The 25,694-nt window shown below is 70.4% G+C and carries 14 protein-coding genes, 1 tRNA gene and 1 rRNA gene; 4 read left to right on the top strand and 12 right to left on the bottom strand.

The window, feature by feature from the left end; all coding sequences use genetic code 11:
• Nucleotides 1-38 precede the first annotated feature (38 nt).
• The 3 genes from Q8A52_RS33560 to Q8A52_RS33550 are packed head-to-tail and all read left to right on the top strand — an operon-like array spanning nucleotide 39 to nucleotide 6,651.
• The gene (locus Q8A52_RS33560; protein WP_316758335.1) at nucleotides 39-4,967 is read left to right on the top strand and encodes an ATP-dependent helicase; all 4,929 of its coding nucleotides are present in this window, start codon (nucleotides 39-41) and stop codon (nucleotides 4,965-4,967) included.
• A gap of 44 nt (nucleotides 4,968-5,011) precedes the next feature.
• Nucleotides 5,012-5,854: an Fpg/Nei family DNA glycosylase gene (locus tag Q8A52_RS33555; protein WP_316758333.1), complete on the top strand. Its 843-nt coding sequence runs from the start codon at nucleotides 5,012-5,014 to the stop codon at nucleotides 5,852-5,854.
• A gap of 32 nt (nucleotides 5,855-5,886) precedes the next feature.
• A complete protein-coding gene (locus tag Q8A52_RS33550; RefSeq protein WP_316758331.1) occupies nucleotides 5,887-6,651 on the top strand; it encodes an SDR family NAD(P)-dependent oxidoreductase in 765 nt (254 codons plus the stop codon).
• Between the two features lie 362 nt (nucleotides 6,652-7,013).
• Here Q8A52_RS33550 and Q8A52_RS33540 read toward each other — a convergent pair whose 3' ends face one another.
• From Q8A52_RS33540 to Q8A52_RS33500, 9 genes are all read right to left on the bottom strand, one after another.
• Nucleotides 7,014-7,484: a Dps family protein gene (locus tag Q8A52_RS33540; protein ID WP_316758327.1), complete on the bottom strand. Its 471-nt coding sequence runs from the start codon at nucleotides 7,482-7,484 to the stop codon at nucleotides 7,014-7,016.
• 200 nt (nucleotides 7,485-7,684) lie between these two features.
• The gene (locus Q8A52_RS33535) at nucleotides 7,685-8,059 is read right to left on the bottom strand and encodes a helix-turn-helix domain-containing protein (RefSeq protein WP_053666341.1); all 375 of its coding nucleotides are present in this window, start codon (nucleotides 8,057-8,059) and stop codon (nucleotides 7,685-7,687) included.
• A gap of 109 nt (nucleotides 8,060-8,168) precedes the next feature.
• Nucleotides 8,169-8,714 carry a CinA family protein gene (locus tag Q8A52_RS33530; protein WP_316758321.1) on the bottom strand — a complete coding sequence of 182 codons (546 nt, stop codon included), beginning with the start codon at nucleotides 8,712-8,714 and terminating at the stop codon, nucleotides 8,169-8,171.
• Nucleotides 8,711-9,484, bottom strand: a complete 774-nt coding sequence (pgsA, locus tag Q8A52_RS33525; protein WP_316758319.1) for a CDP-diacylglycerol--glycerol-3-phosphate 3-phosphatidyltransferase — start codon at nucleotides 9,482-9,484, stop codon at nucleotides 8,711-8,713. The genes Q8A52_RS33530 and pgsA overlap by 4 nt, the downstream gene beginning before the upstream one ends.
• Nucleotides 9,481-10,956: a 30S ribosomal protein S12 methylthiotransferase RimO gene (gene rimO, locus Q8A52_RS33520; RefSeq protein ID WP_316758317.1), complete on the bottom strand. Its 1,476-nt coding sequence runs from the start codon at nucleotides 10,954-10,956 to the stop codon at nucleotides 9,481-9,483. The genes pgsA and rimO overlap by 4 nt, the downstream gene beginning before the upstream one ends.
• A gap of 92 nt (nucleotides 10,957-11,048) precedes the next feature.
• A complete protein-coding gene (locus Q8A52_RS33515) occupies nucleotides 11,049-11,888 on the bottom strand; it encodes a helix-turn-helix domain-containing protein (protein WP_316758315.1) in 840 nt (279 codons plus the stop codon).
• Between the two features lie 277 nt (nucleotides 11,889-12,165).
• Nucleotides 12,166-14,883, bottom strand: coding sequence for a DNA translocase FtsK (locus tag Q8A52_RS33510; RefSeq protein ID WP_316758313.1), 2,718 nt, complete (start codon nucleotides 14,881-14,883; stop codon nucleotides 12,166-12,168).
• Between the two features lie 124 nt (nucleotides 14,884-15,007).
• Nucleotides 15,008-15,691, bottom strand: a complete 684-nt coding sequence (locus Q8A52_RS33505; RefSeq protein WP_316758311.1) for a response regulator — start codon at nucleotides 15,689-15,691, stop codon at nucleotides 15,008-15,010.
• A 274-nt stretch (nucleotides 15,692-15,965) separates the two neighbouring features.
• Nucleotides 15,966-21,422 (bottom strand): HAMP domain-containing protein, encoded by a 5,457-nt coding sequence (locus tag Q8A52_RS33500; RefSeq protein ID WP_316758309.1) that lies wholly within the window; start codon nucleotides 21,420-21,422, stop codon nucleotides 15,966-15,968.
• Between the two features lie 394 nt (nucleotides 21,423-21,816).
• On the opposite strand from Q8A52_RS33500, the gene Q8A52_RS33495 reads away from it, so the two are divergent.
• The gene (locus tag Q8A52_RS33495) at nucleotides 21,817-24,573 is read left to right on the top strand and encodes a SpoIIE family protein phosphatase (protein WP_316758307.1); all 2,757 of its coding nucleotides are present in this window, start codon (nucleotides 21,817-21,819) and stop codon (nucleotides 24,571-24,573) included.
• A 63-nt stretch (nucleotides 24,574-24,636) separates the two neighbouring features.
• On the opposite strand, the gene Q8A52_RS33490 is transcribed toward Q8A52_RS33495, so the two are convergent.
• The 3 genes from Q8A52_RS33490 to rrf all read right to left on the bottom strand — a co-directional run bounded on the left by Q8A52_RS33490 (nucleotide 24,637) and on the right by rrf (nucleotide 25,688).
• Nucleotides 24,637-24,709 (bottom strand) — tRNA-Thr (locus Q8A52_RS33490).
• Nucleotides 24,710-24,794: 85 nt separating this feature from the next.
• The gene (locus tag Q8A52_RS33485) at nucleotides 24,795-25,457 is read right to left on the bottom strand and encodes a DegT/DnrJ/EryC1/StrS family aminotransferase (RefSeq protein WP_316758598.1); all 663 of its coding nucleotides are present in this window, start codon (nucleotides 25,455-25,457) and stop codon (nucleotides 24,795-24,797) included.
• A gap of 114 nt (nucleotides 25,458-25,571) precedes the next feature.
• Nucleotides 25,572-25,688: ribosomal RNA gene (rrf, locus tag Q8A52_RS33480) — 5S ribosomal RNA — on the bottom strand.
• Nucleotides 25,689-25,694 lie beyond the last annotated feature (6 nt).

Here is a 25,694-nt window from a genome sequence, read left to right as displayed (position 1 = left end):
TCAGCGGGATTGTCAGTGCGCGGGTGCAGGATGGACGCATGGTCAGCTCCGCACACCGAGCCCTCGACGGCTTCTCCCCCGCGACCCGCGGCTGGTTCACGGGGGCCTTTTCCGCGCCCACCGCGGCCCAGGCGGGCGCGTGGCAGGCCATCGCCGAGGGCTCGGACGTGCTGGTGGTGGCCCCGACCGGCTCCGGCAAGACGCTGGCCGCCTTCCTCGCCGCGCTGGACCAGCTCGCCTCGACGCCCCCGCCGGCCGACCCGAAGAAGCGCTGCCGCGTTCTGTACGTGTCACCGCTGAAGGCCCTCGCGGTCGACGTCGAGCGCAACCTCCGCAGCCCGCTGACCGGCATCCGCCACGAGTCCGTGCGCCTGGGCCTGCCCGAGCCCGAGGTCAAGGTGGGCATCCGCTCCGGCGACACCCCGGCCGCCGAGCGCCGCGCCCTGTCCACGCGCCCGCCGGACATCCTGATCACCACCCCGGAGTCCCTGTTCCTGATGCTGACGTCGGCCACGCGCGATGCGCTGACCGGTGTGGAGACGGTGATCCTGGACGAGGTGCACGCGGTCGCGGGCACCAAGCGCGGCGCGCATCTGGCGCTCTCCCTGGAGCGGCTGGACGAGCTGCTGCCGCGGCCCGCCCGCCGCATCGGGCTGTCCGCGACGGTCCGCCCGGTGGACGAGGTCGCCCGCTATCTCTCCCCGCGCCGAAGGGTGGAGATCGTCCAGCCGAAGTCCGGCAAGGAGTTCGACCTCTCCGTCGTCGTCCCGGTCGAGGACCTGGGCGAGCTGGGCGGCTCCCCGGTGGCCGACGGCACCGAAGGGGGCGAGCGGCCCTCGATCTGGCCGCATGTCGAGGAGCGGATCACCGACCTGGTCCAGGCCCACCGCTCGACGATCGTGTTCGCGAACTCCCGCCGCCTCGCGGAGCGGCTGTGCAACCGGCTCAACGAGATCGCCTACGAGCGCGCGACCGGCGAGCCCCTGGAGGAGCACCACTCCCCCGCCGAGCTCATGGGCGGTTCGGGCGCGGCCCAGGGCGCGCCGCCGGTGATCGCCCGGGCGCACCACGGCTCCGTCTCCAAGGAGCAGCGGGCCCTGGTCGAGGAGGACCTGAAGGCGGGCCGCCTGCCCGCCGTGGTGGCCACCTCCAGCCTCGAGTTGGGCATCGACATGGGTGCGGTGGACCTGGTCGTCCAGGTCGAGTCCCCGCCGTCGGTGGCCTCCGGCCTGCAGCGCGTCGGCCGTGCGGGACACCAGGTGGGCGCGGTCTCCACCGGTGTGGTCTTCCCGAAGTACCGGGGGGACCTCGTGCAGGCCGCCGTGGTCACCGAGCGGATGCGCTCCGGCTCCATCGAGTCCCTGAGGGTGCCCGCCAACCCTCTGGACGTGCTCGCGCAGCAGCTCGTCGCGATGACGGCCCTGGACAGCTGGCAGTTCGACGACCTGCTCGCCGCGGTCCGCCGCGCCGCGCCCTTCGCCTCGCTCCCCGAATCGGCGTTCACGGCGGTCCTCGACATGCTCGCGGGCCGCTACCCGTCCGACGCCTTCGCCGAGCTGCGCCCGCGCGTGGTGTGGGACCGCGTGACCGGCACGATCACCGGCCGCCCGGGCGCCCAGCGCCTCGCCGTCACCTCCGGCGGCACGATTCCCGACCGCGGTCTGTTCGGGGTCTTCCTCGCCGGGGCGGATCCCAAGAAGGGCGGCGGGCGGGTCGGCGAGCTCGACGAGGAGATGGTCTACGAGTCCCGGGTCGGTGACGTGTTCACGCTCGGCACCAGCTCGTGGCGCATCGAGGACATCACACGCGACCGCGTCCTGGTCTCCCCTGCCCCCGGAGTACCCGGCCGCCTCCCCTTCTGGAAGGGCGACCAGCTGGGCCGCCCACTCGAACTGGGCCGCGCGGTGGGCGCGTTCCTGCGCGAGGTCGGGTCGCTGTCCAAGGACGACGCCCGCCTGCGTCTCCTCGCCGCGGGCCTCGACGCCTGGGCCGCGGACAACGTCCTGTCCTACCTCGACGAGCAGCGCGAGGCATGTGGCCATGTCCCGGACGACCGGACGATCGTCGTGGAGCGCTTCCGCGACGAACTGGGCGACTGGCGGGTCGTCGTGCACTCCCCGTTCGGCGCCCAGGTGCACGCCCCGTGGGCGCTCGCCCTCGGCGCCCGCCTCTCCGAGCGGTACGGCATGGACGCGCAGGTCATGCACGCCGACGACGGCATCGTGCTGCGGCTGCCCGACGCCGATCTGATGGGCCTGGACCTGCTCGACCAGGAGCCGCGGAAGGCCGGCAGGGAGTACGACGCCGACCAGGCTCCGGTCGGCGCGGCGGACGTCGCCTTCGACAAGGGCGAGGTCGACCAGATCGTCACCGACCAGGTCGGCGGCTCGGCTCTCTTCGCGTCCCGGTTCCGCGAGTGCGCCGCCCGCGCGCTGCTGCTGCCGCGCCGCAACCCCGGAAAGCGCACCCCGCTGTGGCAGCAGCGCCAGCGCGCGGCCCAGCTGCTCCAGGTGGCCAGCGAGTTCGGCTCGTTCCCGATCGTCCTGGAGGCGGTCCGCGAGTGCCTCCAGGACGTCTTCGACGTCCCCGGCCTCGTCGAGCTGATGGGCGACCTCGAGTCCCGCAAGGTGCGCCTGGTCGAGGTCACCACCCCGGAACCGTCCCCCTTCGCGCGCTCCCTCCTCTTCGGGTATGTGGCCCAGTTCCTGTACGAGGGCGACTCCCCGCTCGCCGAGCGCCGTGCCGCGGCGCTCTCCCTGGACTCACGGCTGCTGGCCGAGCTGCTGGGCCAGGCGGAGCTGCGCGAGCTGCTCGACGCGGAGGTGCTGACCGAGCTGGAGCGGGAGCTCCAGTGGCTCACCGAGGACCGGCGCGTAAAAGACGTCGAAGGCGTCGCCGATCTGCTGCGGATGCTGGGTCCGCTCACGGACGCCGAGCTGGCCGAGCGGGGTGCCGAGCCGCAGTGGGCCCAGGAGCTGGCCGGAGCCCGCCGGGCCATCCGGGTGCGGATCGCCGGCGCCGAGCACTGGGCGGCCGTCGAGGACGCGGGGCGACTGCGCGACGCCCTGGGCACGGCGCTGCCGGTCGGCGTCCCCGAGGCCTTCACCGAGCCGGTCAAGGACCCGCTGGGCGACCTCCTGGCCCGGTACGCCCGCACACACGGCCCATTCACGTCGGCCACGGCGGCGGCCCGCTTCGGCCTGGGCGTGGCGGTCACGGAAGGCGCCCTGCAGCGGCTCGCCGCGGGCGGCCGTGTCGTGCAGGGCGAGTTCCACCCTGCGGGGATCGGCCAGGAGTGGTGCGACGCGGCCGTGCTGCGCCGACTGCGCCGCCGCTCGCTGGCCGCCCTGCGGCACGAGCTGGAGCCGGTACCGCCCGCCGCGCTGGCCCAGTTCCTGCCGCAGTGGCAGCACATCGGCAAGGGCCACGGCCTGCGCGGCATCGACGGACTGGTGCGTGCCATCGAGCAGTTGCAGGGCGCGTCCGTGCCCGCGTCCGCCCTGGAGAAGCTGGTCCTGCCGTCCCGGGTCGCGAACTACACCCCGGCCATGCTCGACGAACTCACCGCCGCGGGTGAGGTGGTGTGGGCCGGAGCGGGCGCGCTGCCCGGCAAGGACGGCTGGGTCTCCCTCCACCTGGCGGACGCTGCCCCGCTGCTCCTGCCGCCGCCCCACCCCCTGGAGCTGACCGCACTTCACCAGTCCGTCCTGGGCAGCCTGTCCGGCGGCTACGGCCTGTTCTTCCGTCAGATCGCCGACCAGATAAGGGCCACCACGCACCCCGACGCCACCGACCCGCAACTGGCCGACGCCGTCTGGGATTTGGCCTGGTCCGGGTGGCTCACGAACGACACCCTCGCCCCGATGCGCTCCCTCCTGGGCTCCGGCCGCACCGCGGGCTCCACGGCCCATCGCGCCAAGCGCACGGTCCCGCGCGGGCGTTACGGCTCCCTGACCGCGGCCGCCCGCACCGCCTCGCGCACCGGCCCGCCGACCGTGGCCGGCCGCTGGTCGCTGCTGCCCCAGCGTGAGCCGGACGCGACCGTGCGCGCCCACGCCCTGGCCCGCACGCTCCTCGACCGGCACGGCGTGGTCACCCGGGGGGCGGTCTCGGCGGAGGGCGTCGAGGGCGGCTTCTCCGCCGTGTACCGGATCCTGTCCGCCTTCGAGGAGAGCGGCCAGGCACGCCGGGGCTATGTCGTGGAGGGGCTCGGTGCGGCCCAGTTCGCGATGGACGGGGCGGTGGACCGCCTGCGCGCGGTGGCCAATGCCCGCGAGCGGGGCGAGGGCCTGCCCGGTACGGGCCTCGGGAACGGCGGCTCGCCGGGCTTCGGGCAACCGGACAGCACCGCCTTCCCCGCCCCCTTCGACCAGACCGGCACCGGATTCGACCTGGCTGCCCTCGACGCCGACCTCGATCCCGACTTCGACCGGTTGACGGACCACCGCACCGCAGCGGGCGACTACGTCTCCCCGCGGGACTTCGCCGCGCCCGGTTACGGCGGCCCCCGGGGCGGTCCGGCCGCCCCCTACGGCTCCGGCTACGGAGACCGCCGTACCCGTACGCCCTCCGCCGACACACGGGCCGTCGTCCTCGCCGCGGCCGACCCCGCCAACGCCTACGGCGCCGCCCTCGGCTGGCCCGAGCCGCCGACCGGGGCCGGGCACAAGCCGGGGCGCAAGGCGGGCTCGCTGGTGGTGCTGGTGGACGGCGAGCTGACGCTCTACATGGAGCGCGGCGGCAAGACTCTGCTGGCCTGGCCCTCCGCCCCTGACACGGAAGCGGGCGACGACCCCCGCCTCCAGGCGGCCGCGGACGCCCTGGCGGCGGCCGCGCGCGCGGGCACTCTCGGCACGGTCACGGTGGAGCGGGTCAACGGCGCCTCCGCCCTGACCTCCCCCATAGGCGCCCTCCTGGAAGGAGCGGGCTTCATCGCGACCCCGCGCGGACTGCGGCTCAGGGCGTGATCCGCGGGGGCACCGCGGGACGACCGGCGTGTCACCCTTGAGCCATGCCCGAGGGTGACACGGTCTGGCAGACCGCGAGGCGGTTGCACGACGCGCTCGCGGGCCGGATGCTGACCCGCAGCGACCTTCGGGTGCCCAAGTACGCCACGGTCGATCTCACCGGCCGTACGGTCCTGGAGGTCACCCCGCGCGGCAAGCACCTGCTCACCCGCGTCGAGGGCGGCCTGACGCTGCACTCGCACCTGAGGATGGACGGCTCCTGGAAGGTCTACGGCAACGCCCAGCGCTGGAGCGGCGGCCCGGCCCACCAGATCCGCGCGATCCTCGGCAACGCGGAGCGCACCGCGGTGGGGTACCGCCTCCCGGTCCTCGACCTCCTGCGCACCGCCGACGAGTCCCGTGCCGTGGGACACCTCGGCCCCGACCTGCTGGGCCCGGGCTGGGACCCCGACCTGGCCCTGGCCAATCTCCTCGCGGACCCCACCCGCCCCCTCGGGGAGGCTCTGCTCGACCAGCGCAATCTGGCCGGCATCGGCAACATCTACAAGAGCGAGCTCTGTTTCCTGCTCGGCGCCACCCCCTGGCTCCCGGTGGGCGCGCTGCCCGCCGACCGGGCCGCGAAGCTGCCCGCGCTCGCCAAGAAGCTCCTGGAGGCCAACCGCGATCGTCCGGTGCGCAGCACCACGGGCCGACGGGGCCAGGACCTGTTCGTGTACGGCCGCGCACCCCGCCCCTGCCTGCGCTGCCACACCTCGGTCCGCGCGGCCGACCAGGGCGACGGCTCCCGGGAGCGCCCCACCTACTGGTGCCCTGGCTGCCAGCAGGGCCCCGCCCCGGCACCGGGCTCCCCGCAGGCCCGCCGAATCCACCCCCGTACAAGTAATTGACGATCCGTCAGAAACGCTCGTACGGTCGCTTCATGCCCGTCAAGGCGTACGACCTCACCGGACGCACCGCTTTCGTCACCGGCGCCGCCGGGGGCATCGGCCGGGCCTCCGCCGTCCTGCTGGCCGGGGCGGGTGCCACCGTGCACCTGGCCGACCGCGAGGCGGACGGACTGCACGACACGGCCACCCTGATCAAGGACCGGGGCGGCAGCGCCCGCACCCATCTCCTCGACGTCACCGACCGGGCACAGCTGGCGCAGGCCGTGCGGTCCTGCGAGCGCCTGGACGTGATGGCGGCGATCGCCGGGATCATGCACAGCAGCCCTGTCCTGGAGACCCGGGACGAGGATCTCGACCGCGTGCTGAACGTCAACTTCAAGGGCGTGCTGTACGCCTGCCAGGAGGCGGCCCGGCTGATGCTCGCCCATGGCACCGCGGGCAGCATCATCACCATGACCTCGGGCGCCATCGACACCGGTGGACCGGGGCTGCTCTGCTACGGCGCGGCGAAGGCGGCCGTGGTCCAGCTGACGAAGACCCTCGCGAACGAGGTCGGACGGCACGGCATACGCGTCAACGCCGTCGCCCCGGGCTGGGTCCGCACACCCATGACCGAGCGCCACGACCGAGAGACCCAGGCGCATGTCGAGTCGCGGATGGCCCGGATGTCACCGCTCGGCAGGGTCGGTGAACCCGACGACATCGCGCACGCCGTGCTCTACCTGGCGGCCGACGCGTCGTCGTTCACGACGGGCCAGATCCTGCGCCCGAACGGGGGTGTGGCGATGCCGTGGTAGCGGTCGTGCTCCCCGTCCGCCAGGCCGCCACCCAACGCCCCGGGCCCACGGCCCTTGCGGCCCGCAACTTCGGCACGCAGTGGACCGGCAGCAGGCTCAGCCCCCACCCGCCTGCCACCACGGTTCCCTCCAGCACCCCCGTGTCCGCCCCCGAAGCGAGCCGCAGCACGGCCCACCACCACACCACCCCGAGCCCCAGAGCAGCCCCCCACCGCACTATCTGCCCCACCATGGCCGCCACCTCCAGCCGGACGCTAGAACGCCGCCTCACGCTCCGGGGAGGCGCACCAAGGGCTCATCGATGCAACACAGGGCAAGACCACAGCTGGGCATGCGGGCGGCAGCCGTCGTCAGGGGCACGGTCACGCGTTCTCCGCCTGGAACATCCAGTGGTGCTTCTCGAGATCCGCCGTGATCGAGATGAAGAGGTCCTGCGACACCGGGTCCGCGTCCCCGGTCGCCTCCACCCGCTCCCGCATCCGTGTGATCACCCGTCCGAGTGCATCCACGAGCGTCCCCACCGCGTCCGTGTCCTTGACCCAGCCCGCGGGCGTCGCCCCGATGCCGCTGCCGGCCGCCACCGTGGAGGCGCGTCCGTCGGGCGGGACTCCCAGCGTGGACGCCCGCTCCGCCACCGCGTCGGAGTGGGTCCGGGCGGAGTCGACCACCTCGTCCAACTGGAGGTGGATCGACCGGAAGCGGGGACCGACGATGTTCCAGTGGATCTGCTTCGCGGCCAGCGAGAGGTCCACCAGGTCGACGAGCGCACCCTGCAGCGCCTCGGACACGGTCTTCCGGTCCGCGTCGGACAGCGTGCTCTTCACGACGTACATGCGCATCCTCCGTCGGCTCCGCCCCGCCACGTCCCTCCACCATGACGGCCCCGCCTCATACCGGCAAATGGACGCAAACCGGACCACCGGAAGGTGTGGCGCACAACACGAAGGCCCCGGCGGTACTCCCCCGGGTCTCCCCGGAGAAGCCCCGGCCGGGGCCTCACACGTGTTGCGTCACAGAGCCACGCGCGTGAACGTCACGCGGCGACCACGTCCACCGCTTCGGCGGGGGCCTTGATGGTCACCCGCTCCGGTGGGACACCGGTCACCGAGACGGAACCCAGCATCGGGCGAACCGGCGTGGGTACGGGCTCGGTGGCCGCGGCAGACTGGGCCAGCTCGGCGAGGGCGAGCTCATCGCTCACTTCCCGCATGAGCTCGGACATCCGTACGTCCAGCGCGTCGCAGATGGCGGCGAGCAGTTCGGAGGAAGCCTCCTTCTGCCCCCGCTCCACCTCGGAGAGATAGCCGAGTGAGACTCGGGCGGACGAGGAGACTTCGCGCAGAGTACGGCCCTGGCGTTGGCGCTGCCGACGCAGCACGTCACCAAGCAGGCGACGGAGCAGAATCATCGGTGGCTCCCTCCTCGGACCGCGTAGCCGCATCCTTCACGCCCCACCGTACCGCCTCGCGCCGCGGCCGTGCGGGGAGCGATGTCGTGTTCACTCAGGGCTGCAAACATCAAAACCCCCCGTTCTGTTCCGTATCCTGTGCCCGCTCATTCCCGGTCTGTTCGCCCGCAAGCTCCTTCAGAAGCAGTGCGAGTACGCTCCGTACACTCTCCATACGAATTTCCGCGCGGTCGCCGTTCAACCGCAGGGCCTCGACTTTTCCGCCACCGGCGGAACCGGAGCGCGTCCCGAAGGGGCCGTCAACGGCGACGAAGACCGTCCCGACGGGCTTGCCGTCCTGTGGTTCGGGCCCGGCCACGCCGGTCGTCGCAAGGCCCCAGTCGGCCCCCAGCGCCTTCCGTACTCCGGCCGCCATCTGGGCCGCGACCTGCGGATCCACCGCACCGGACTGGGCCAGCAGGGTGGCGTCGACGCCCAGCAGCTCATGCTTCAGTTCGGTGGCGTAGGCGGTGACCGACCCGCGGAAGACCTTGGAGGCCCCGGGGACTGTTGTGATCTCCGCCGCAACCAGACCGCCGGTGAGCGACTCGGCGACGGCGAGCGTCTCGTCCTTCACCGTGAGTAGTCGCACCAGCTCGGCGGCCGCAGAATTCACGCTTCCGACTCCTCCAACGCCGCTTCGCGCTCCGCGATTCCCTGCCTCCGCAGCACAATGGCCTGTCTCACATAGTCGAGGCCGGTCACCACGGTCAGGACGACCGCCGCTGCCATCACCCACCACCTCAGCGTCGCCAGCCACCCCGTCAGGGCCAGCACGTACATCCCCACGGCCACGCCCTGGGTGAGGGTCTTGAGCTTGCCGCCGCGGCTCGCGGGAATGACGCCGTACCGGATGACCAGGAAGCGCAGCAGCGTGATCCCCAGTTCCCGGCCGAGGATGACGGCCGTAACCCACCACGGTAGATCGCCCAGCGCGGAGAGACAGATCAGCGCCGCCCCCATGATCGCCTTGTCGGCGATGGGGTCGGCGATCTTCCCGAAGTCGGTGACGAGGTTGTACGTGCGCGCGATATGGCCGTCGAACAAGTCGGTGATCATGGCGATGGCGAAGGCGGCCCAGGCGAGCGAGCGCCACGCCGGGTCATAGCCACCGCCCGCCAGCATGAGCGCCACGAAGCCGGGGACGAGAAGCAGCCGGAGCATGGTCAGCAGATTGGCCACGTTCCAGAGGCTGGCCTCGTTGACGGCCGCGGCCGCCAGCTTCCCGCCGCGCGCGGGCCTCGCCCCGCCCTGCGGGTCGGAGCCCTTGCCGGAAGCGGAAGAGGCCGAAGCAGAGCCGGGGGCAGCACCGGAAGCGGCGGCGGGGCCCTTGGCGCCCTGCGCGCCCGGGGCACCACCCGCGGCGGATGCCGGTACTCCGGTCATCTGCCCGCCTCCTCAGTACATGCGAACGAACCCTGCAGGGGCTCGGCCACCAGGTCGACACCCTCCGTACCGACCACCTTCGCCTCGACCATACGACCGACGGACAGACCTTCGCCGCTCGTGAGCAGGACCTGGCCGTCCGTCTCCGGGGCCTGGTGCGCCCCGCGGCCGTAGACGCCCTCCTCCTCGTCGACGGACTCGACGAGCACGTGCACGGTCTCGCCGACGCGCTCCTCGGCCCGCTGCGAGACGAGCTCCTCGGCCAGCCGCGAGATATGGGCCAGCCGCTCGGCGACGACGTCCTCGTCGAGCTTGTTGTCGTACGTCGCCGCTTCCGTGCCCTCCTCGTCGGAGTAGCCGAAAACGCCGATGGCGTCCAGGCGCGCATGGTTCAGGAAGCGCTCCAGCTCGGCCAGGTCGGCCTCGCTCTCGCCGGGGAAGCCGACGATGAAGTTCGAGCGCACACCGGCCTGCGGGGCCTTGCCGCGGATGGTGTCGAGGAGCTCCAGGAAGCGGTCGGTGTCGCCGAAGCGGCGCATCGAGCGCAGCACGTCGGGCGCGGAGTGCTGGAAGGACAGGTCGAAGTAGGCGGCGATCTTCGGGGTGGAGGTGAGCACGTCGATCAGCCCCGGGCGCATCTCGGCCGGCTGGAGGTAGCTCACACGCACCCGGTCGAGGCCGTCGACCTCGGCGAGCTCGGGCAGCAGGGACTCGAGGAGACGGATGTCGCCCAGGTCCTTGCCGTACGAGGTGTTGTTCTCGGAGACCAGCATGATCTCCTTGACGCCCTGCTCGGCCAGCCAGCGCGTCTCGTTCAGCACATCGCTCGGGCGGCGGGAGATGAAGGAGCCGCGGAAGGACGGGATGGCGCAGAAGGAGCAGCGCCGGTCGCAGCCGGAGGCGAGCTTCACCGAGGCGACCGGGGCGCCGTCCAGCCGGCGGCGCAGGGGCGCACGGGGGCCGGACTGCGGGGCCAGGCCCTCGGGGAGGTCCGTGGGGGCGCCGTGACCGGGCAGGGCCACCTCGATGGCCGAGTCCTGGCGCTCGGCCGGGCTGATCGGCAGCAGCTTGCGCCGGTCGCGCGGGGTGTGGGCGGCGTGGATGCCGCCGTTCAGGATGGTCTGCAGACGGTCGGAAATGTTCGTGTAGTCGTCGAAGCCGAGCACGCCGTCGGCCTCGGGGAGGGCCTCGGCGAGTTCCTTGCCGTACCGCTCGGCCATGCAGCCCACCGCCACGACGGCCTGGGTTCTGCCGTGCCCCTTGAGGTCGTTGGCCTCGAGGAGGGCGTCGACGGAGTCCTTCTTGGCGGCTTCGACGAAACCACAGGTGTTGACCACGGCGACATCGGCGTCCGAGGCGTCCTCGACGAGCTGCCAGCCGTCCGCCTCCAAACGGCCTGCGAGCTCCTCCGAGTCCACCTCGTTACGGGCGCAGCCGAGAGTGACGAGTGCGACGGTACGGCGTTCAGGCATGGGCTCAAGACTACTTCGTCCCACTGACAGCCCACGTCGACGGGGTTGGCCGATCTTGGCCAACCCCGTGCGTTCTCGACCGATCGGACCTCTTATCCGACCTCGGGGTCGCCCTTCGTGTACGTCAGGCGCTCCACTGCGCCCGGCTGGAAGGCGTCCTCGATCTTCTTGCCGTTGACGTAGAGCTGGATCGCGCCGGCGTCGCCGAGGATGAGGTTGATCTTCGAGCTGTCCTGGAAGGTCTTCGAGTCGCCCTTGTTCAGGAGCCCGTCGAAGAGCATCCGGCCGTTGTGGTCCTTGGCCGAGATCCAGCTGCGCCCGTTGACGGCGCTCACCTGGACCGTGACCTTGTCCTGCGGCGCGGCCGCGATGGCGCTGTCCGACGGTTCGGGCTTGTCGGCGGGCTTGCTCTTCTTCGGCGTGGGCGATGCGGATTTGTCGGTCGTCGGCGAGGCGCCCTGGGCCACCTGGTCCTTGGCGTTGCTGCCGTCGTCGCCGCCCTTGAACACGGTGAAGCCGACAAAGCCGATCACGACGACGATCGCGGCGACCATGGCCGCGGTCCAGTTGGGTCCGCGGCGCTCGGGGCGGATACGTTCCGCCTCGAACAGCGGGGCGGCCGGCGTCGGGGCGGGTCGCCCGCCGTGCTCGGCGTCGTACTGCTCGATCAATGGGGCCGGGTCGATGTGCACGGCCCTGGCCAGGGTCCGGATGTGCCCGCGGGCGTAGACGTCTCCGCCACAGGGAGCGAAGTTGTCGGCCTCGATGGCATGCACGATGGCGATACGGACGCGAGTGGCACTGCTGACGTCGTCGACGGTGAGCCCGGCCGCGATGCGCGCCTGCTGCAGGGCGCGCCCGACCGAGGTGCGGGCTTCCTCGGAAACGTCAGGGAACGGACGCTCGTCTTCAGGGGAGTTGCCGATGGACACGGGGGCGCCTTTCGAGCGTTTTAGCCACCTGTGCTGGAGGTTCAGTCTAGGGGGGGTACGAAAGGGTGAGGCAACCGGGCGGTATGACTTTGTACGCCATCGGAATGGCCGGTCATCCCGATGACGGGCCAGGCACGAACCCAGTGTGGAACCCGCACCTGTCCTTTCGCTCAACTTGACGTACGTTGCAGGGAAACGGTTGCCCGCGGATCACTAACGGGTGGATCACGACCGTGTCTCCACCCGGCTCCAACCGGTCCGCCGGGCGGACATATCCCTACCCTTCAGACTCGCCACGTATCACAGCAAGGACGCCGTCCAGCTCATCGGGCTTCACCAGAACGTCGCGCGCCTTGGAGCCCTCGCTGGGTCCGACGATGTTCCGGGACTCCATGAGGTCCATCAGCCGCCCGGCCTTGGCGAAGCCGACGCGCAGCTTGCGCTGGAGCATGGACGTCGAGCCGAACTGCGTGGAGACCACCAGCTCGGCGGCCTGGCACAGCAGGTCGAGGTCGTCGCCGATGTCCTCGTCGATCTCCTTCTTCTGCTTGGTGCCCACGGTGACGTCGTCCCGGAAGACCGGTGCCATCTGGTCCTTGCAGTGCTGGACGACGACGGCGACCTCTTCCTCAGTCACGAACGCGCCCTGCATACGGGTCGGTTTGTTGGCGCCCATCGGCAGGAAGAGACCGTCGCCCTTGCCGATGAGCTTCTCGGCGCCGGGCTGGTCGAGGATGACGCGGGAGTCGGCCAGGGACGAGGTCGCGAAGGCGAGCCGCGAGGGCACGTTGGCCTTGATCAGACCGGTGACGACGTCGACCGAGGGGCGCTGGGTGGCCAGCACCAGGTGGATGCCGGCCGCGCGCGCGAGCTGGGTGATGCGGACGATCGCGTCCTCGACGTCGCGCGGCGCGACCATCATCAGGTCGGCGAGCTCGTCGACAATCACCAGGAGGTACGGATACGGCTGGAGTTCCCGCTCGCTGCCCTCGGGCAGCTTCACCTTGCCGTTGCGGATCGCCTCGTTGAAGTCGTCGATGTGCCGGAATCCGAACGCTGCCAGGTCGTCATACCTGAGGTCCATCTCCCGTACGACCCACTGAAGGGCCTCGGCGGCCCGCTTCGGGTTGGTGATGATCGGCGTGATCAGGTGCGGAATGCCCTCGTAGGCGGTCAGTTCGACGCGCTTGGGGTCGACGAGGACCATCCGGACGTCCTCGGGGGTCGCGCGGACCATGATGGACGTGATCAGACAGTTGATGCACGAGGACTTACCGGAACCGGTGGCTCCGGCCACCAGGATGTGCGGCATCTTCGCCAGGTTGGCGGTGACATAGCCGCCCTCGACGTCCTTGCCGAGTGCGACCAGCATCGGGTGGTCGTCCTCGGACGCGTCCGCCAGGCGCAGCACGTCGCCGAGGTTGACCATCTCCCGGTCGGTGTTCGGGATCTCGATGCCGACCGCCGACTTGCCGGGAATCGGGCTGATGATCCGCACGTCCGGACTGGCGACGGCGTACGCGATGTTCTTGGTGAGCGCGGTGATCCGCTCGACCTTCACGGCGGGGCCGAGCGTGACCTCGTAACGGGTGACCGTCGGTCCACGGGTGAAGCCCGTGACGTCGGCGTCCACCTTGAACTCGGTGAAGACCTGGCGCAGTGAGTCGACGACCGCGTCGTTGGCGGCACTGCGCGCCTTGCCGGGTCCGCCGCGGGCGAGGAGGTCGAGCGAGGGCAGGGAGTAGGTGATGTCGCCGGAGAGCTGGAGCTGCTCGGCGCGCGGCGGAAGGTCCCGCAATTCCTCGGGGGCCGACTTGGTCAGGTCGGGTACGGCCTGTTCGACCGCGAGCTTCTCCTGCCGGGGCCGCCCGGCAGGAGCCGGGACGGCGGTGGGTGTGGGGGTCGGTGTCGTGTCCTCGCGGGCGCCGACGCCCACGCCCTGGGTGAGGTCGGCCACCAGCGGTGAGGGCGGCATACCGTGCAGCACTGCGCCGTCGAGGTCGGCGGCGGCCGCCGCGGCGATGTCCACGGCGTCCAGTTGCCGGTCCATGGCGGGCTGCGGCACCGCGGAGCGCCTGGGGCGGCCGCGGCGCTTGGCGAGGGCCTCCTGCTCGGCGCCGTCGGGGTCGAAGTCCTGGGGGGCGCTCTGGCGCCTGCGGGGGCGCGCGGGCAGCGACTCGCGCCACTGGTCTTCGTAGCGCTCGTCGTCCTCGGTGAGGTCGTCCTCCGCGGGATCGTGCACGACGCCCAGCCGCACGCCGAGGGCCCGCAGCCGCTGCGGGATGGCGTTGACCGGGGTGGCCGTGACGACGAGCAGCCCGAAGATCGTGAGCAGGACCAGCAGCGGTACGGCGAGGACCTCGCTCATCGTGTACGTCAGCGGGGTCGCCGCGCCCCAGCCGATGAGGCCGCCGGCGTCCCTTATCGCCTGCATGCCGTCACTGCGCGCGGGCGAACCGCAGGCGATGTGGACCTGGCCGAGCACGCCGATGACGAGCGCGGACAGGCCGATCACGATGCGGCCGTTGGCCTCGGGCTTCTCGGGGTGGCGGATGAAGCGCACCGCGATGACCGCGAGCAGTATCGGCACGAGCAGGTCGAGACGCCCGAAGGCGCCGGTCACCAGGATCTCGACGAGGTCACCGACGGGACCGCGCAGATCGGCCCAGGTGCCGGCGGCGACGATCAGCGCGATGCCGAACAGCAGCAGTGACACGCCGTCCTTGCGGTGCGCTGGGTCGAGGTTCTTCGCGCCCCGCCCTATGCCGCGGAAGACCGCGCCCACGGCATGCGCGAGCCCGAGCCAGAGGGCACGCACGAGCCGGTAGACGCCCCCGGTGGGGCTCGGCGCCGGCTTCGGCGGCGGCGTCGACTTCTTCGCCGCGGCCTTCTTGGCGGGAGCCTTCTTCGCGGCGGCCTTCTTCGCCGGCGCCTTCGCGGGAGCAGCCGCCTTCTTGGCTGGCTGCTTCTTGGCGGCGGAGGGACGTGAGGCCATAGAAGTGAGATTACCGGTGGAGACGACAGTGGACACGCGTGCCCGCTGCTTCACCCGTTCGTGTCGCCCTTGCCGGGGCACGAAACTGACGCGCTCTCATGCGCAACTGCGGCCGAGGCGGGCGTCAGTTCTGCGTGGGGACCGAGGGAGCACCGCTGCCCGTGCCCGGTTCCAGGGCGTCGAGTGCGCGACGCAACCCGGTGAGTTTGCGTTCGAGATGGGCCGCAGTGGCCACCGCGGCCGCGTCCGCTGAGTCGTCGTCCAGCTGCTTGGACAACGCCTCGGCCTGCTCCTCGACGGCCGCGAGCCGCGCGGACAGTTCGGCGAGCAGCCCCGCCGACTCCTTGCCGGCGCCGACCGCGTCCTTGCCGCCGCCCTCCAACTGGAGCCGCAGCAGCGCCGCCTGCTCCCGCAGCTGGCAGTTCTTCATGTACAGCTCGACGAACACGGACACCTTCGCGCGCAGCACCCATGGGTCGAACGGCTTGGAGATGTAGTCGACCGCGCCCGCCGCGTATCCGCGGAAGGTGTGGTGCGGGCCATGGTTGATCGCGGTGAGGAAGATGATCGGGATGTCCCGGGTCCGCTCCCGCCGCTTGATGTGCGCGGCGGTCTCGAAACCGTCCATGCCCGGCATCTGGACGTCCAGCAGAATGACCGCGAAGTCGTCCGTGAGCAGTGCCTTGAGCGCTTCCTCCCCGGACGATGCCCGCACCAGCGTCTGATCGAGCGCAGAGAGGATGGCCTCCAGCGCCAGCAGATTCTCCGGCCGGTCATCGACCAGGAGGATCTTGGCCTTCTGCACCATGGCCCGCCCTCCTCGCCCCGGCGGTACACCGGGCGCCGCCCCAGGGGACGACTCCCTATCGCCGCCCGTCCTTGTGCCGGTCATGGTAGCCGCACCCCGACCTTCGCCACACCCTGTCACCGCGATGTCACTGTGCACGTAGCAGAAACGCAGCGGGAGACCAGAACGTTCCCCGAATCCCGCACTTCTACACGGGTTCGGCCACCCTGAGTCAACAACTCCGCTCGTACACCGAAGGTTCCCGCACCGTTCGCCCCGAGCCTGCGCGCGCCCGTCACTCCGCGCGCATCCACTGCCGCATCACCGCCAGCAGGTGGTCGGGGTCGACCGGCTTCGTCACATAATCAGATGCACCCGACTCGATCGCCTTCTCCCGGTCGCCCTTCATGGCCTTCGCGGTCAGCGCGATGATCGGCAGCCCGGCGAACTGCGGCATCCTACGGATCGCCGTGGTCGTCGCGTACCCGTCCATCTCGGGCATCATGATGTCCATCAGGACGACCGCCACATCGTCGTGCTGCTCCAGGACCTCGATGCCCTCGCGGCCGTTCTCGGCGTACAGCACCGACAGGCCGTGCTGCTCCAGGACGCTGGTGAGCGCGAACACGTTGCGGATGTCGTCGTCGACGATCAGCACCTTCTCGCCGCCGAACCGCACCCCGCTGTGCGACCGGGGTGCCGCGTGCTGCTCGCCGACCGTCCACGCCTCCGTCCGCTCCTCGGCCCCCGGAGCGCCCCGGCGGCGGCGCCGGAAGAGGGCGGCGGCGCCGTTCTGCGTCTCCTGGTACGACTTCACCTCGGCCGGCATCTCCACGTCCGCGCCGGCCAGCTCGGACAGCTGCGCCGCGGAGGCCACGAGGTCGCCCGCCTCCAGCGCGGGCACCGGCTGCTGGTAGCCCTGCGGCGGCAGTTCGCTCGGGTGCAGCGGCAAATACAGCGTGAACGTCGAACCCCGTCCCGGCTCGCTCTGCGCATGGATCTCACCACCGAGCAGCTGCGCGATCTCCCGCGAGATCGACAGCCCGAGGCCCGTACCGCCGTACTTGCGGCTGGTCGTGCCGTCCGCCTGCTTGAAGGCCTCGAAAATCACCCGCATCTTGCTCGCCGCGATACCGATACCGGTGTCGGTCACGGAGAACGCGATCAGCTCCGCGTCCGGGTCGCTGACCGCCCCCGCCTCCAGCAGCTGCTCCCGGATCGTCATCGGCACGCCCGCGCCGGCCGGCCGGATCACCAGCTCCACCGACCCGGAGTCGGTGAACTTCACCGCATTGGACAGCAGGTTGCGCAGCACCTGCAGCAGGCGCTGTTCATCGGTGTGCAGCGTGGCCGGCAGCTCCGGCGACACCCGTACGGACAGATCCAGGCCCTTCTCGGCGGTCAGCGGCCGGAAGGTGGCCTCCACGTAGTCGACGAGCTGGACCAGCGCGATGCGAGTCGGGGAGACGTCCATCTTGCCCGCCTCGACCTTGGACAGATCGAGGATGTCGTTGATCAGCTGGAGCAGGTCGGAGCCGGCGCCGTGGATCGTCTCGGCAAACTCGACCTGCTTCGGGGAGAGATTCCCCTCGGCGTTGTCCGCGAGCAACTTGGCCAGAATCAGCAGCGAGTTGAGCGGCGTACGCAGCTCGTGCGACATGTTGGCGAGAAACTCGCTCTTGTAACGCATCGACACGGCGAGCTGCTCGGCGCGCTCCTCCAGGACCTGCCGCGCCTCCTCGATCTCGGTGTTCTTCACCTCGATGTCGCGGTTCTGCTGGGCCAGCAGCTCGGCCTTCTCTTCCAGTTCCGCGTTGGACGACTGGAGTGCCTTCTGCCGGTTCTCCAACTCGGCCGACCGCTCCCTCAGTTGCTCGGTCAGCTCCTGGGACTGCTTCAGCAGCACCTCCGTCTTGGTGTTGACGGAGATGGTGTTGACGCTGGTCGCGATCATCTCGGCGATCTGGTTGAGGAAGTCCTTCTGGATCTGCGTGAACGGCGTGAAGGAGGCCAGTTCGATGACACCGAGCACCTTGCCCTCGAACAGCACCGGCAGCACGATCACCTGTGCGGGCGGGGCCTCGCCGAGCCCGGAGGAGATCTTCAGATAGCCGCTGGGCGCGTTCTCCACCAGGATCGTGCGCTTCTCCTTCGCGGCCGTCCCGATCAGCGCCTCACCCGGCCGGAACGACGTCGGCATGGAGCCCATCGAGTAGCCGTACGAACCGAGCATGCGCAGCTCGTACGCGTCCTCGCCCTCCGCGCTCAGGTCCTTGCCGTCGACCAGCGGCATGGCGAGGAAGAACGCGCCGTGCTGCGCGGATACCACGGGGGTCAGCTCGCTCATGATCAGGGAGGCCACGTCCTCCAGGTCGCGGCGGCCCTGCATCAGTGCCGAGATGCGGGCGAGGTTGCCCTTGAGCCAGTCCTGCTCCTTGTTGGCGATGGTGGTGTCGCGCAGGTTGGCGATCATCTTGTTGATGTAGTCCTGCAACTCCTGGATCTCGCCGGACGCGTCCACGTCGATCTTCAGGTTCAGATCGCCGCGGGTCACGGCGGTCGCCACGCGCGCGATGGCGCGCACCTGACGGGTCAGGTTTCCGGCCATCTCGTTCACGGACTCGGTGAGGTCCCGCCAGGTGCCGTCCACGTCACGCACGCGTGCCTGGCCGCCGAGCTGTCCCTCCGTGCCCACCTCGCGGGCGACCCGGGTGACCTCCTCGGCGAAGCTGGACAGCTGATCAACCATCGTGTTGATCGTCGTCTTGAGTTCGAGGATCTCACCACGGGCGTCAATGTCGATCTTCTTCGTGAGGTCGCCCTTGGCGATGGCCGTCGTGACCATGGCGATGTTCCGCACCTGACCGGTCAGGTTGGACGCCATCTGGTTCACCGACTCGGTGAGGTCCTTCCAGGTACCCGCCACACCCGGCACATGCGCCTGACCACCGAGGATGCCGTCCGTGCCCACCTCGCGGGCCACCTTGGTGACCTGGTCCGCGAACGAACTCAGCGTCTTGACCATGGTGTTGATGGTGTCGGCGAGCTGGGCCACCTCGCCCCGCGCCTCGATCGTCACCTGCCGCGTCAGATCGCCGTTGGCGACGGCCGCCGAGACCTGGGAGATGTTGCGCACCTGCATGGTCAGGTTGTTGGCCATCAGGTTCACGTTGTTGCTGAGGTCCTTCCAGATGCCCGTGACACCCGGAACGTGCGCCTGACCGCCCAGGATGCCCTCCGTGCCCACCTCACGGGCCACCCGGGTCACCTGCTCGGCGAAACTGGACAGCTGATCAACCATCGTGTTGACCGTCGTGACGAGCTCAAGGATCTCGCCCTTCGCGTCAACAGTGATCTTCTTGGACAGGTCGCCCTTGGCGACCGCGGTCGTGACCTCGGCGATGTTGCGGACCTGGATCGTCAGGTTGTTCGCCATGAAGTTCACGGACTGCGTGAGGTCCTTCCAGGTGCCCGCGACCCCCTGCACCTCGGCCTGACCGCCCAGGATGCCCTCGGTGCCCACCTCGCGGGCCACCCGCGTGACCTCCTGGGCGAACGACGACAGCTGGTCGACCATCGTGTTCAGGGTGTTCTTGAGCTCCAGGATCTCCCCGCGCGCGTCCACGGTGATCTTCTGGGACAGGTCGCCCCGGGCCACCGCCGTGGCGACCTGGGCGATGTTGCGCACCTGGGCGGTGAGGTTGCCCGCCATGCCGTTCACGGAGTCCGTCAGATCGCGCCACACGCCGGCCACACCGGGCACCTGCGCCTGACCGCCGAGCCGGCCGTCCGTGCCCACCTCGCGGGCCACCTTGGTCACCTGGTCGGCGAACGCGGAGAGCTGGTCGACCATCGTGTTGATCGTGTTCTTCAGCTCCAGGATCTCCCCGCGCGCGTCGACGTCGATCTTCTGGGACAGGTCGCCCCGGGCCACCGCCGTCGTCACCTGGGCGATCTGGCGCACCTGCGAGGTCAGATTCCCCGCCATGAAGTTGACGGAGTCCGTCAGCTCCTTCCACGTGCCCGAGACACCGTCCACTTGGGCCTGACCACCCAGCCGACCCTCCGTGCCCACGTCCCGGGCCATTCGCGTCACCTGGTCGGCGAAGCTCGACAGCTGGTCCACCATCGTGTTCACGGTGTTCTTCAGCTGGAGCATCTCGCCGGAGACGTCGACCGTGACCTTCTGCGACAGATCACCGTTGGCCACCGCCGTGGTCACCTGGGCGATGTTGCGCACCTGTCCGGTGAGGTTGCGGAATGCAGTGTTGACCGAGTCCGTCAAGTCCTTCCATGTACCGGCCGCGCCCGGCACCTGCGCCTGACCGCCCAGCTCACCCTCGACACCGACCTCCCGCGCCACGCGCGTGACCTCGGCACCGAACGACGACAGCTGGTCGACCATCCCGTTGACGGTGTTCTTCAGCTCCAGCATCTCGCCGGCCACGTCGACCGTGACCTTCTGCGACAGATCGCCACTGGCCACTGCCGTCGTCACGGCGGCGATGTCCCGCACCTGTGTGGTCAGGTTCCGGAACACCGTGTTGACGGAGTCCGTCAGGTCCTTCCAGGTGCCCGCGGCACCCGGCACATTGGCCTGACCGCCGAGCCGTCCCTCGGCGCCCACCTCGTTGGCCACGCGCGTGACCTCGTCCGCGAAGATCCGCAGCGTCTCGGTCATCTGGTTGATCGTCTCGGCGAGCTGAGCAACCTCGCCGCGTGCCGGCACGGTCACCTTCTGCGACAGGTCACCGCTGGCGACGGCCGTGGTGACCTGGGAGATCCCGCGCACCTGCGCGGTGAGGTTGCCCGCCATCGTGTTGACGGAGTCGGTGAGCTCCTTCCACACACCGGCCACCCCGGGCACCTGGGCCTGGCCGCCCAGGATGCCCTCCGTGCCCACCTCACGGGCCACACGGGTCACCTCGGAGGAGAAGGAGGACAGCTGCTCCACCATCGTGTTGACGGTGTTCTTGAGCTCCAGCATCTCGCCGGCCACATGGACGGTCACCTTGCGTGACAGATCACCCCGGGCGACCGCGGTGGTCACCAGGGCGATGTCCCGCACCTGCGCGGTCAGCCGGTTCGCCATCGTGTTGACGGACTCCGTCAGGTCCTTCCACGAACCGGACATACCGCGCACCCGGGCCTGACCGCCCAGCTTGCCCTCGGTGCCGACCTCACTGGCCACACGCGTGACCTCGTCGGTGAACGTCGACAGCTGGTCGACCAGATTGTTGACGGTCCGCCCGACCCTCAGGAACTCGCCACGCAGCGGATGCCCGGTCCCGTCCGGCGCCTGCGTCCGCAGCTCCATGCGCGGCGACAGATCGCCCTCGGCCACCGCCGTCAGCACCCGGCCGACCTCGGAGACGGGCCGTACGAGATCGTCGACGAGCGCGTTGGAAGCGTCGATGGCGGCCGCCCAGGAGCCCTCACAGGCCCCCGTCTCCAGCCGCTCCGTGAGTTTCCCCTCACGTCCGACCATGCGCCGCACGCGCGACAACTCACCCGTCAAATGAAGGTTGCGGTCGGCCACCTCATTGAAAACCGCGGCGATCTCCGACATCACGCCGTCACCGGACACCGTGAGCCGCTTGCGGAAATTGCCGTCCCGCATCGCGACGAGAGCCACCAGCAGTCGGTTCAGGGCAGCCGTGTCCACCACCGTCGTCCCGTTGCGCTGCTTACTCAGGGACTGTCCGCCTTTCGCGCGCGTCTTCGTTCCACGCGTCGCTTCGCCAGACTCCACTGTGTCCCTCCCGCAGGGGTCGACCGTTACTGCTGTGCTGGGCACTTCTGCTCGGTGTACCGGTTACCTCGGCGTACCCGTTACTACTGCGTATTTCTGCCAGATGTGTTCCGGCCACACCAGGGGCTGCTGCCCTCCGTACACGGAACACACTCAGTCTGGCCGGACCTTCACCAGAAGCTTGCCCAGTGTTTCACCCCTGCTGAACCCGGCCATAACAGTTCGGCAGCTTCGCACATCGTCCGCACACTCTGAGGGCGTAAACACCGGCGACCGGCATCCGATCGGACGGCGAAGGTAAGTAACCTTGCATGCGGCTGTCCAGCCGCACCGGTCCGTCCGGCCTGGGCGGTGGCACGAGAACGAGCGCGCATCGGAGGGGCGGCCGCAGACCATGACCACCGGAGTGATCCCCGGGGGACAGTCCCCGGAGCCGCGGCCGACCGGCACGCAGATGCCGCACCAGCGGCACGAGCAGGTCGGACACGGCGCCCACCACATCGACAACCGGTCGAGGAGTTCTGTGATCACCGCGCGCGCGGCCGCCAACTTCGAGCCCGTCGGACGGTCGGTCGCGACCGCCCGGTCCTTCGTCCGCGACACTCTCCAGGGCTGGGGATTCGCGGACATCGTCGACGACGCCGTGGTCCTCACCAGCGAACTGGTGACCAATGCCGTGGTGCACGCGGGCACCCACGCCGACGTCCTGTGCCTGCGCAGCGAGGACGGCGTACGGATCGAAGTGGCCGACCGCTACCCGGAACGCGAAGTCCCGCTCCAGGGCTCGGCCGTCAACATGGGCAGCCCCGACCGCGAGGGCGGCCGGGGCCTCCAGCTCTGCGCCGCCCTGGCGGGCCGCTGGGGCGTGGAGTACACGCCCACCCACAAGAACGTCTGGTTCCAACTCGACCTCCCGGAGCGCCCGGTGGGCACCCGGGCCGCGGGCCCGTCCCTCCCCCCCGACCTCCTCCCGCTCGCCGACGGCCGGGTCCGCGTCGCGGTCGTCCAGATCGACCGCAAGGGCTCCGTCACCGCCTGGAACGAGGACGCCGAGGAACTTTTCGGCCATCCTGCCGCCCAGGTCACCGGCCGGCCGCTCACCGACCTCGCGGCCTGGCCGCACACCCCGGGCACCGGCACCGGCATCGCGGAGGCGCTCCAACTCTCGCGCTGGGAGGGCAGCTACGGAATCCGGGGCGCGGACGGCCGGGTGACGTCGGTGTACGCCTCCCACCTCCGCGTCCGCGACACCGGCGGCGAGCCCTCCACGGTCTGCCTCCTGGTACGGGACCACGAACGCGCGGTCCTTCAGACGCCGTTGCGCGTCCCCGCCTCCGACGCGCCCGCCGCCTCCGACGGGCAGAGCACCGACCCCTTCGAGGTGTTCATCGGCTCCCCGGCCCCGGACGACCTCGACGGCCTCCTCCAGCGCACGGTGGAGCGCGCCCGGGACATGCTCGACGGCGACTCCGCGTTCCTCCTGCTGGCCACGGACGACGAAACGGAGTTGGAGGTCCGCGCCTCCGCCGGCCTGCCCTCCGCCCGCCAGCGCTTCGCCCGCGTCCCCGTGGAGGCCGGCCCCGGCCGCTATGGCTCCGCCCGGATGCCGGCCGTACACGACGACCTCGCGGCCGTACCGGGCGCCGTCCCGCTGCTGAACGGCACGGGCATGCGCTCGGTCGTCACGGTTCCACTGAAGGTCGAGGGCCGTCTGACCGGCTCCCTCGGCGTCGCGGCCGAGGCTCCGAGCAGATACTCCAACGAGGAGGCGCTGCGCCTCCAGTTCGCCGCCGACCGCATCGCCCTGGCCGTCGAATCGGCCCGCCTGGGCGAGCTGGAGCGCCTGCGCCGCGGCTCGCTCAGCTTCCTCGTCGAGGCCTCCGACCTGCTCGCGGGAACCCTGGACCGCGACCAGACCCTGGCTCTGATGGCCCAGATGACGGTCCCCACCCTCGCCACCTGGTGCGCCGTCTACACCATCGCAGACCAGGCCTCCGAGCCGTACCTGTCGTACGTCCTGCACGAGGACGAGGAACTCATCGACGGAATCAAGTCGTTGCTCTCCAAGATTTCCCCGCCCGACCCGGTACCCACGCCCGGCGCCCGCGTCTGGACGGCCCCCGGCGAGGCCGCCCACGAAGCCGCCCTGCGCAGCTCGATGCGCAGCCTCGGCCTGACCGGCGGCCCGACCCGCCAGGTCGCCTCCGGCATCGGCCCGACCCTCGCGACGGCCTCCGCGGTCGGCGGCGAGACGGTCGTCCTGCCGCTCGTCGCCCGCAACCGCGTCATCGGCATGCTGACACTCGGCAAGCCGACCGACGAACACTTCCGGCAGGAAATCCTGGAACTGGCCGAGGACTTGTCCCGCCGGGCCGCCCTGGCCCTGGACAACGCCCGCCTCTACTCGGAGCGCACGGCCATCAGCCAGTCCCTCCAGCGCAGCCTCCTGCCGCCGGGACTCCCCACCATCGAGGGCGTCGAGGTCGAGGTCATCTACCGCGCGGCCGGCGAGGGCAACGAGGTCGGCGGTGACTTCTACGACGTCTTCCCGATCCGCGACGGCGCCTACGGCTTCGCCATCGGTGACGTCTGCGGTACGGGCCCCAACGCGGCGGCGGTGACAGGTCTGGCCCGCCACGCCCTGCGCCTGCTGGCACGCGAGGGCCTGAGCGGCCCGGCGGTCCTGGAGCGCCTGAACTCCGCGATCCTCGACGAGGGCGCCCGCAGCCGCTTCCTGACGCTCCTGTACGGCGAGATGCGCCCCCAGGAGGACGGCAGCGCGGAACTGAAGGTGGTCTGCGCCGGCCACCCGCTCCCGCTGCGCCTGCGCCAGGACGGCACGGTGGAGGCCGCGGCCGAACCGCAACCGCTGCTCGGTGTCATCGAGGACCTGGAACTGTACGAGCAGACGGTCACCCTCGACCCGGGCGACGTCCTGCTGTGCGTCACGGACGGCGTCACCGAACGCCGCGAGGGCAGCCGCATGCTGGGCGACGACGGCCTCGCCGACGTCCTCACCACCTGTACCGGCCTCACGGCGGGGGCGGTCGCGGCGCGCATCATGCGTGCGGTGGAGCGCTTCGCCTCCGACGCCCCGTCCGACGACATGGCGATCCTGGCGATGCGGGTGCCCGGCCTCCACGTGGACTAGGCCCAGGGCCACACCGGGGCACGAAAAAAGCCCCGCCCATCTGGGCGGGGCTTTTCTTGGCCGAGCCCCCAAACGGAATCGAACCGTTGACCTTCTCCTTACCATGGAGACGCTCTGCCGACTGAGCTATAGGGGCCTGTTTCCTTTCGAGGTTTCCCTCGCGGCAACGGAATAGATCATACCCCGAACAGAGCCGTGTTCCCAAACCCGTTCAGTGATCGTCAGAAGGCGGGCTGAAGAAGTCCCCCGAGGGCATTGCACGCGGACACGACCCGCTGCATCTCCCGCTTCGTCAACGACGCGTCCACGGGCAGCGCCAGCGTCTCGTCCGCGGCCCGCTCGGTCTCCGGCAGCGACACGCAGCGCCGGTATTCCGGCAGCCGGTGTATGGGCGTCTTCACCGGCACCCGGCACTCAACTCCCCTGGCCCGCACAGCGCGCGCAAAGGCATCACGGTCCGGCCGCCCGTTCCCGGGCACCCGCACGACGTACTGCTGGTACGTGTGTCCGTCACCGCCGTCGGGGGTCCATACGCCCCGCAGCTTGCTGTCCAGGAACGCCGCACGCTCCCTGCGCTGCGCGATCTCGTCGTACGGCGCCTCGGACTCCCCCTGCTCCAGCACCAGAAGTCCATGCCGCTGCCCGACACCGTGCAACCGCGCGATGTCCGCCCAACGCCCGAAGCGGTGGACGACAACAACGGCCGCGGAGCGGGGAGTTATGGCCGCCTCGACGGCCGACACGTCCAGGCAGTACGTCACCGGATCTATGTCGGCGAACACCGGAAGCGCGCCGGCCAGCGTCACGGCCTCGGCGACTTCCACGTTCCCGAAGGCCGGCACGACGACCTCGTCACCGACTCCGACACCGGCGGCCCTGAGCATTGCAGCAGTACCCATGCTGTGGATGCTCCGGTCGGAACGTGAACGTCAAGTTACGCATACCAGAAAAGGGTCGGTCCCCGAACCGAAGTTCGGGGACCGACCCTTTCAAAATTTGTTCGGCGGCGTCCTACTCTCCCACAGGGTCCCCCCTGCAGTACCATCGGCGCTGTGAGGCTTAGCTTCCGGGTTCGGAATGTAACCGGGCGTTTCCCTCACGCTATGACCACCGAAACACTA

Source organism: Streptomyces herbicida (genome assembly GCF_032656585.1).
Taxonomy (GTDB): Bacteria; Actinomycetota; Actinomycetes; order Streptomycetales; family Streptomycetaceae; genus Streptomyces; species Streptomyces herbicida.
This window is presented reverse-complemented; position numbering and strand designations above follow the sequence as displayed.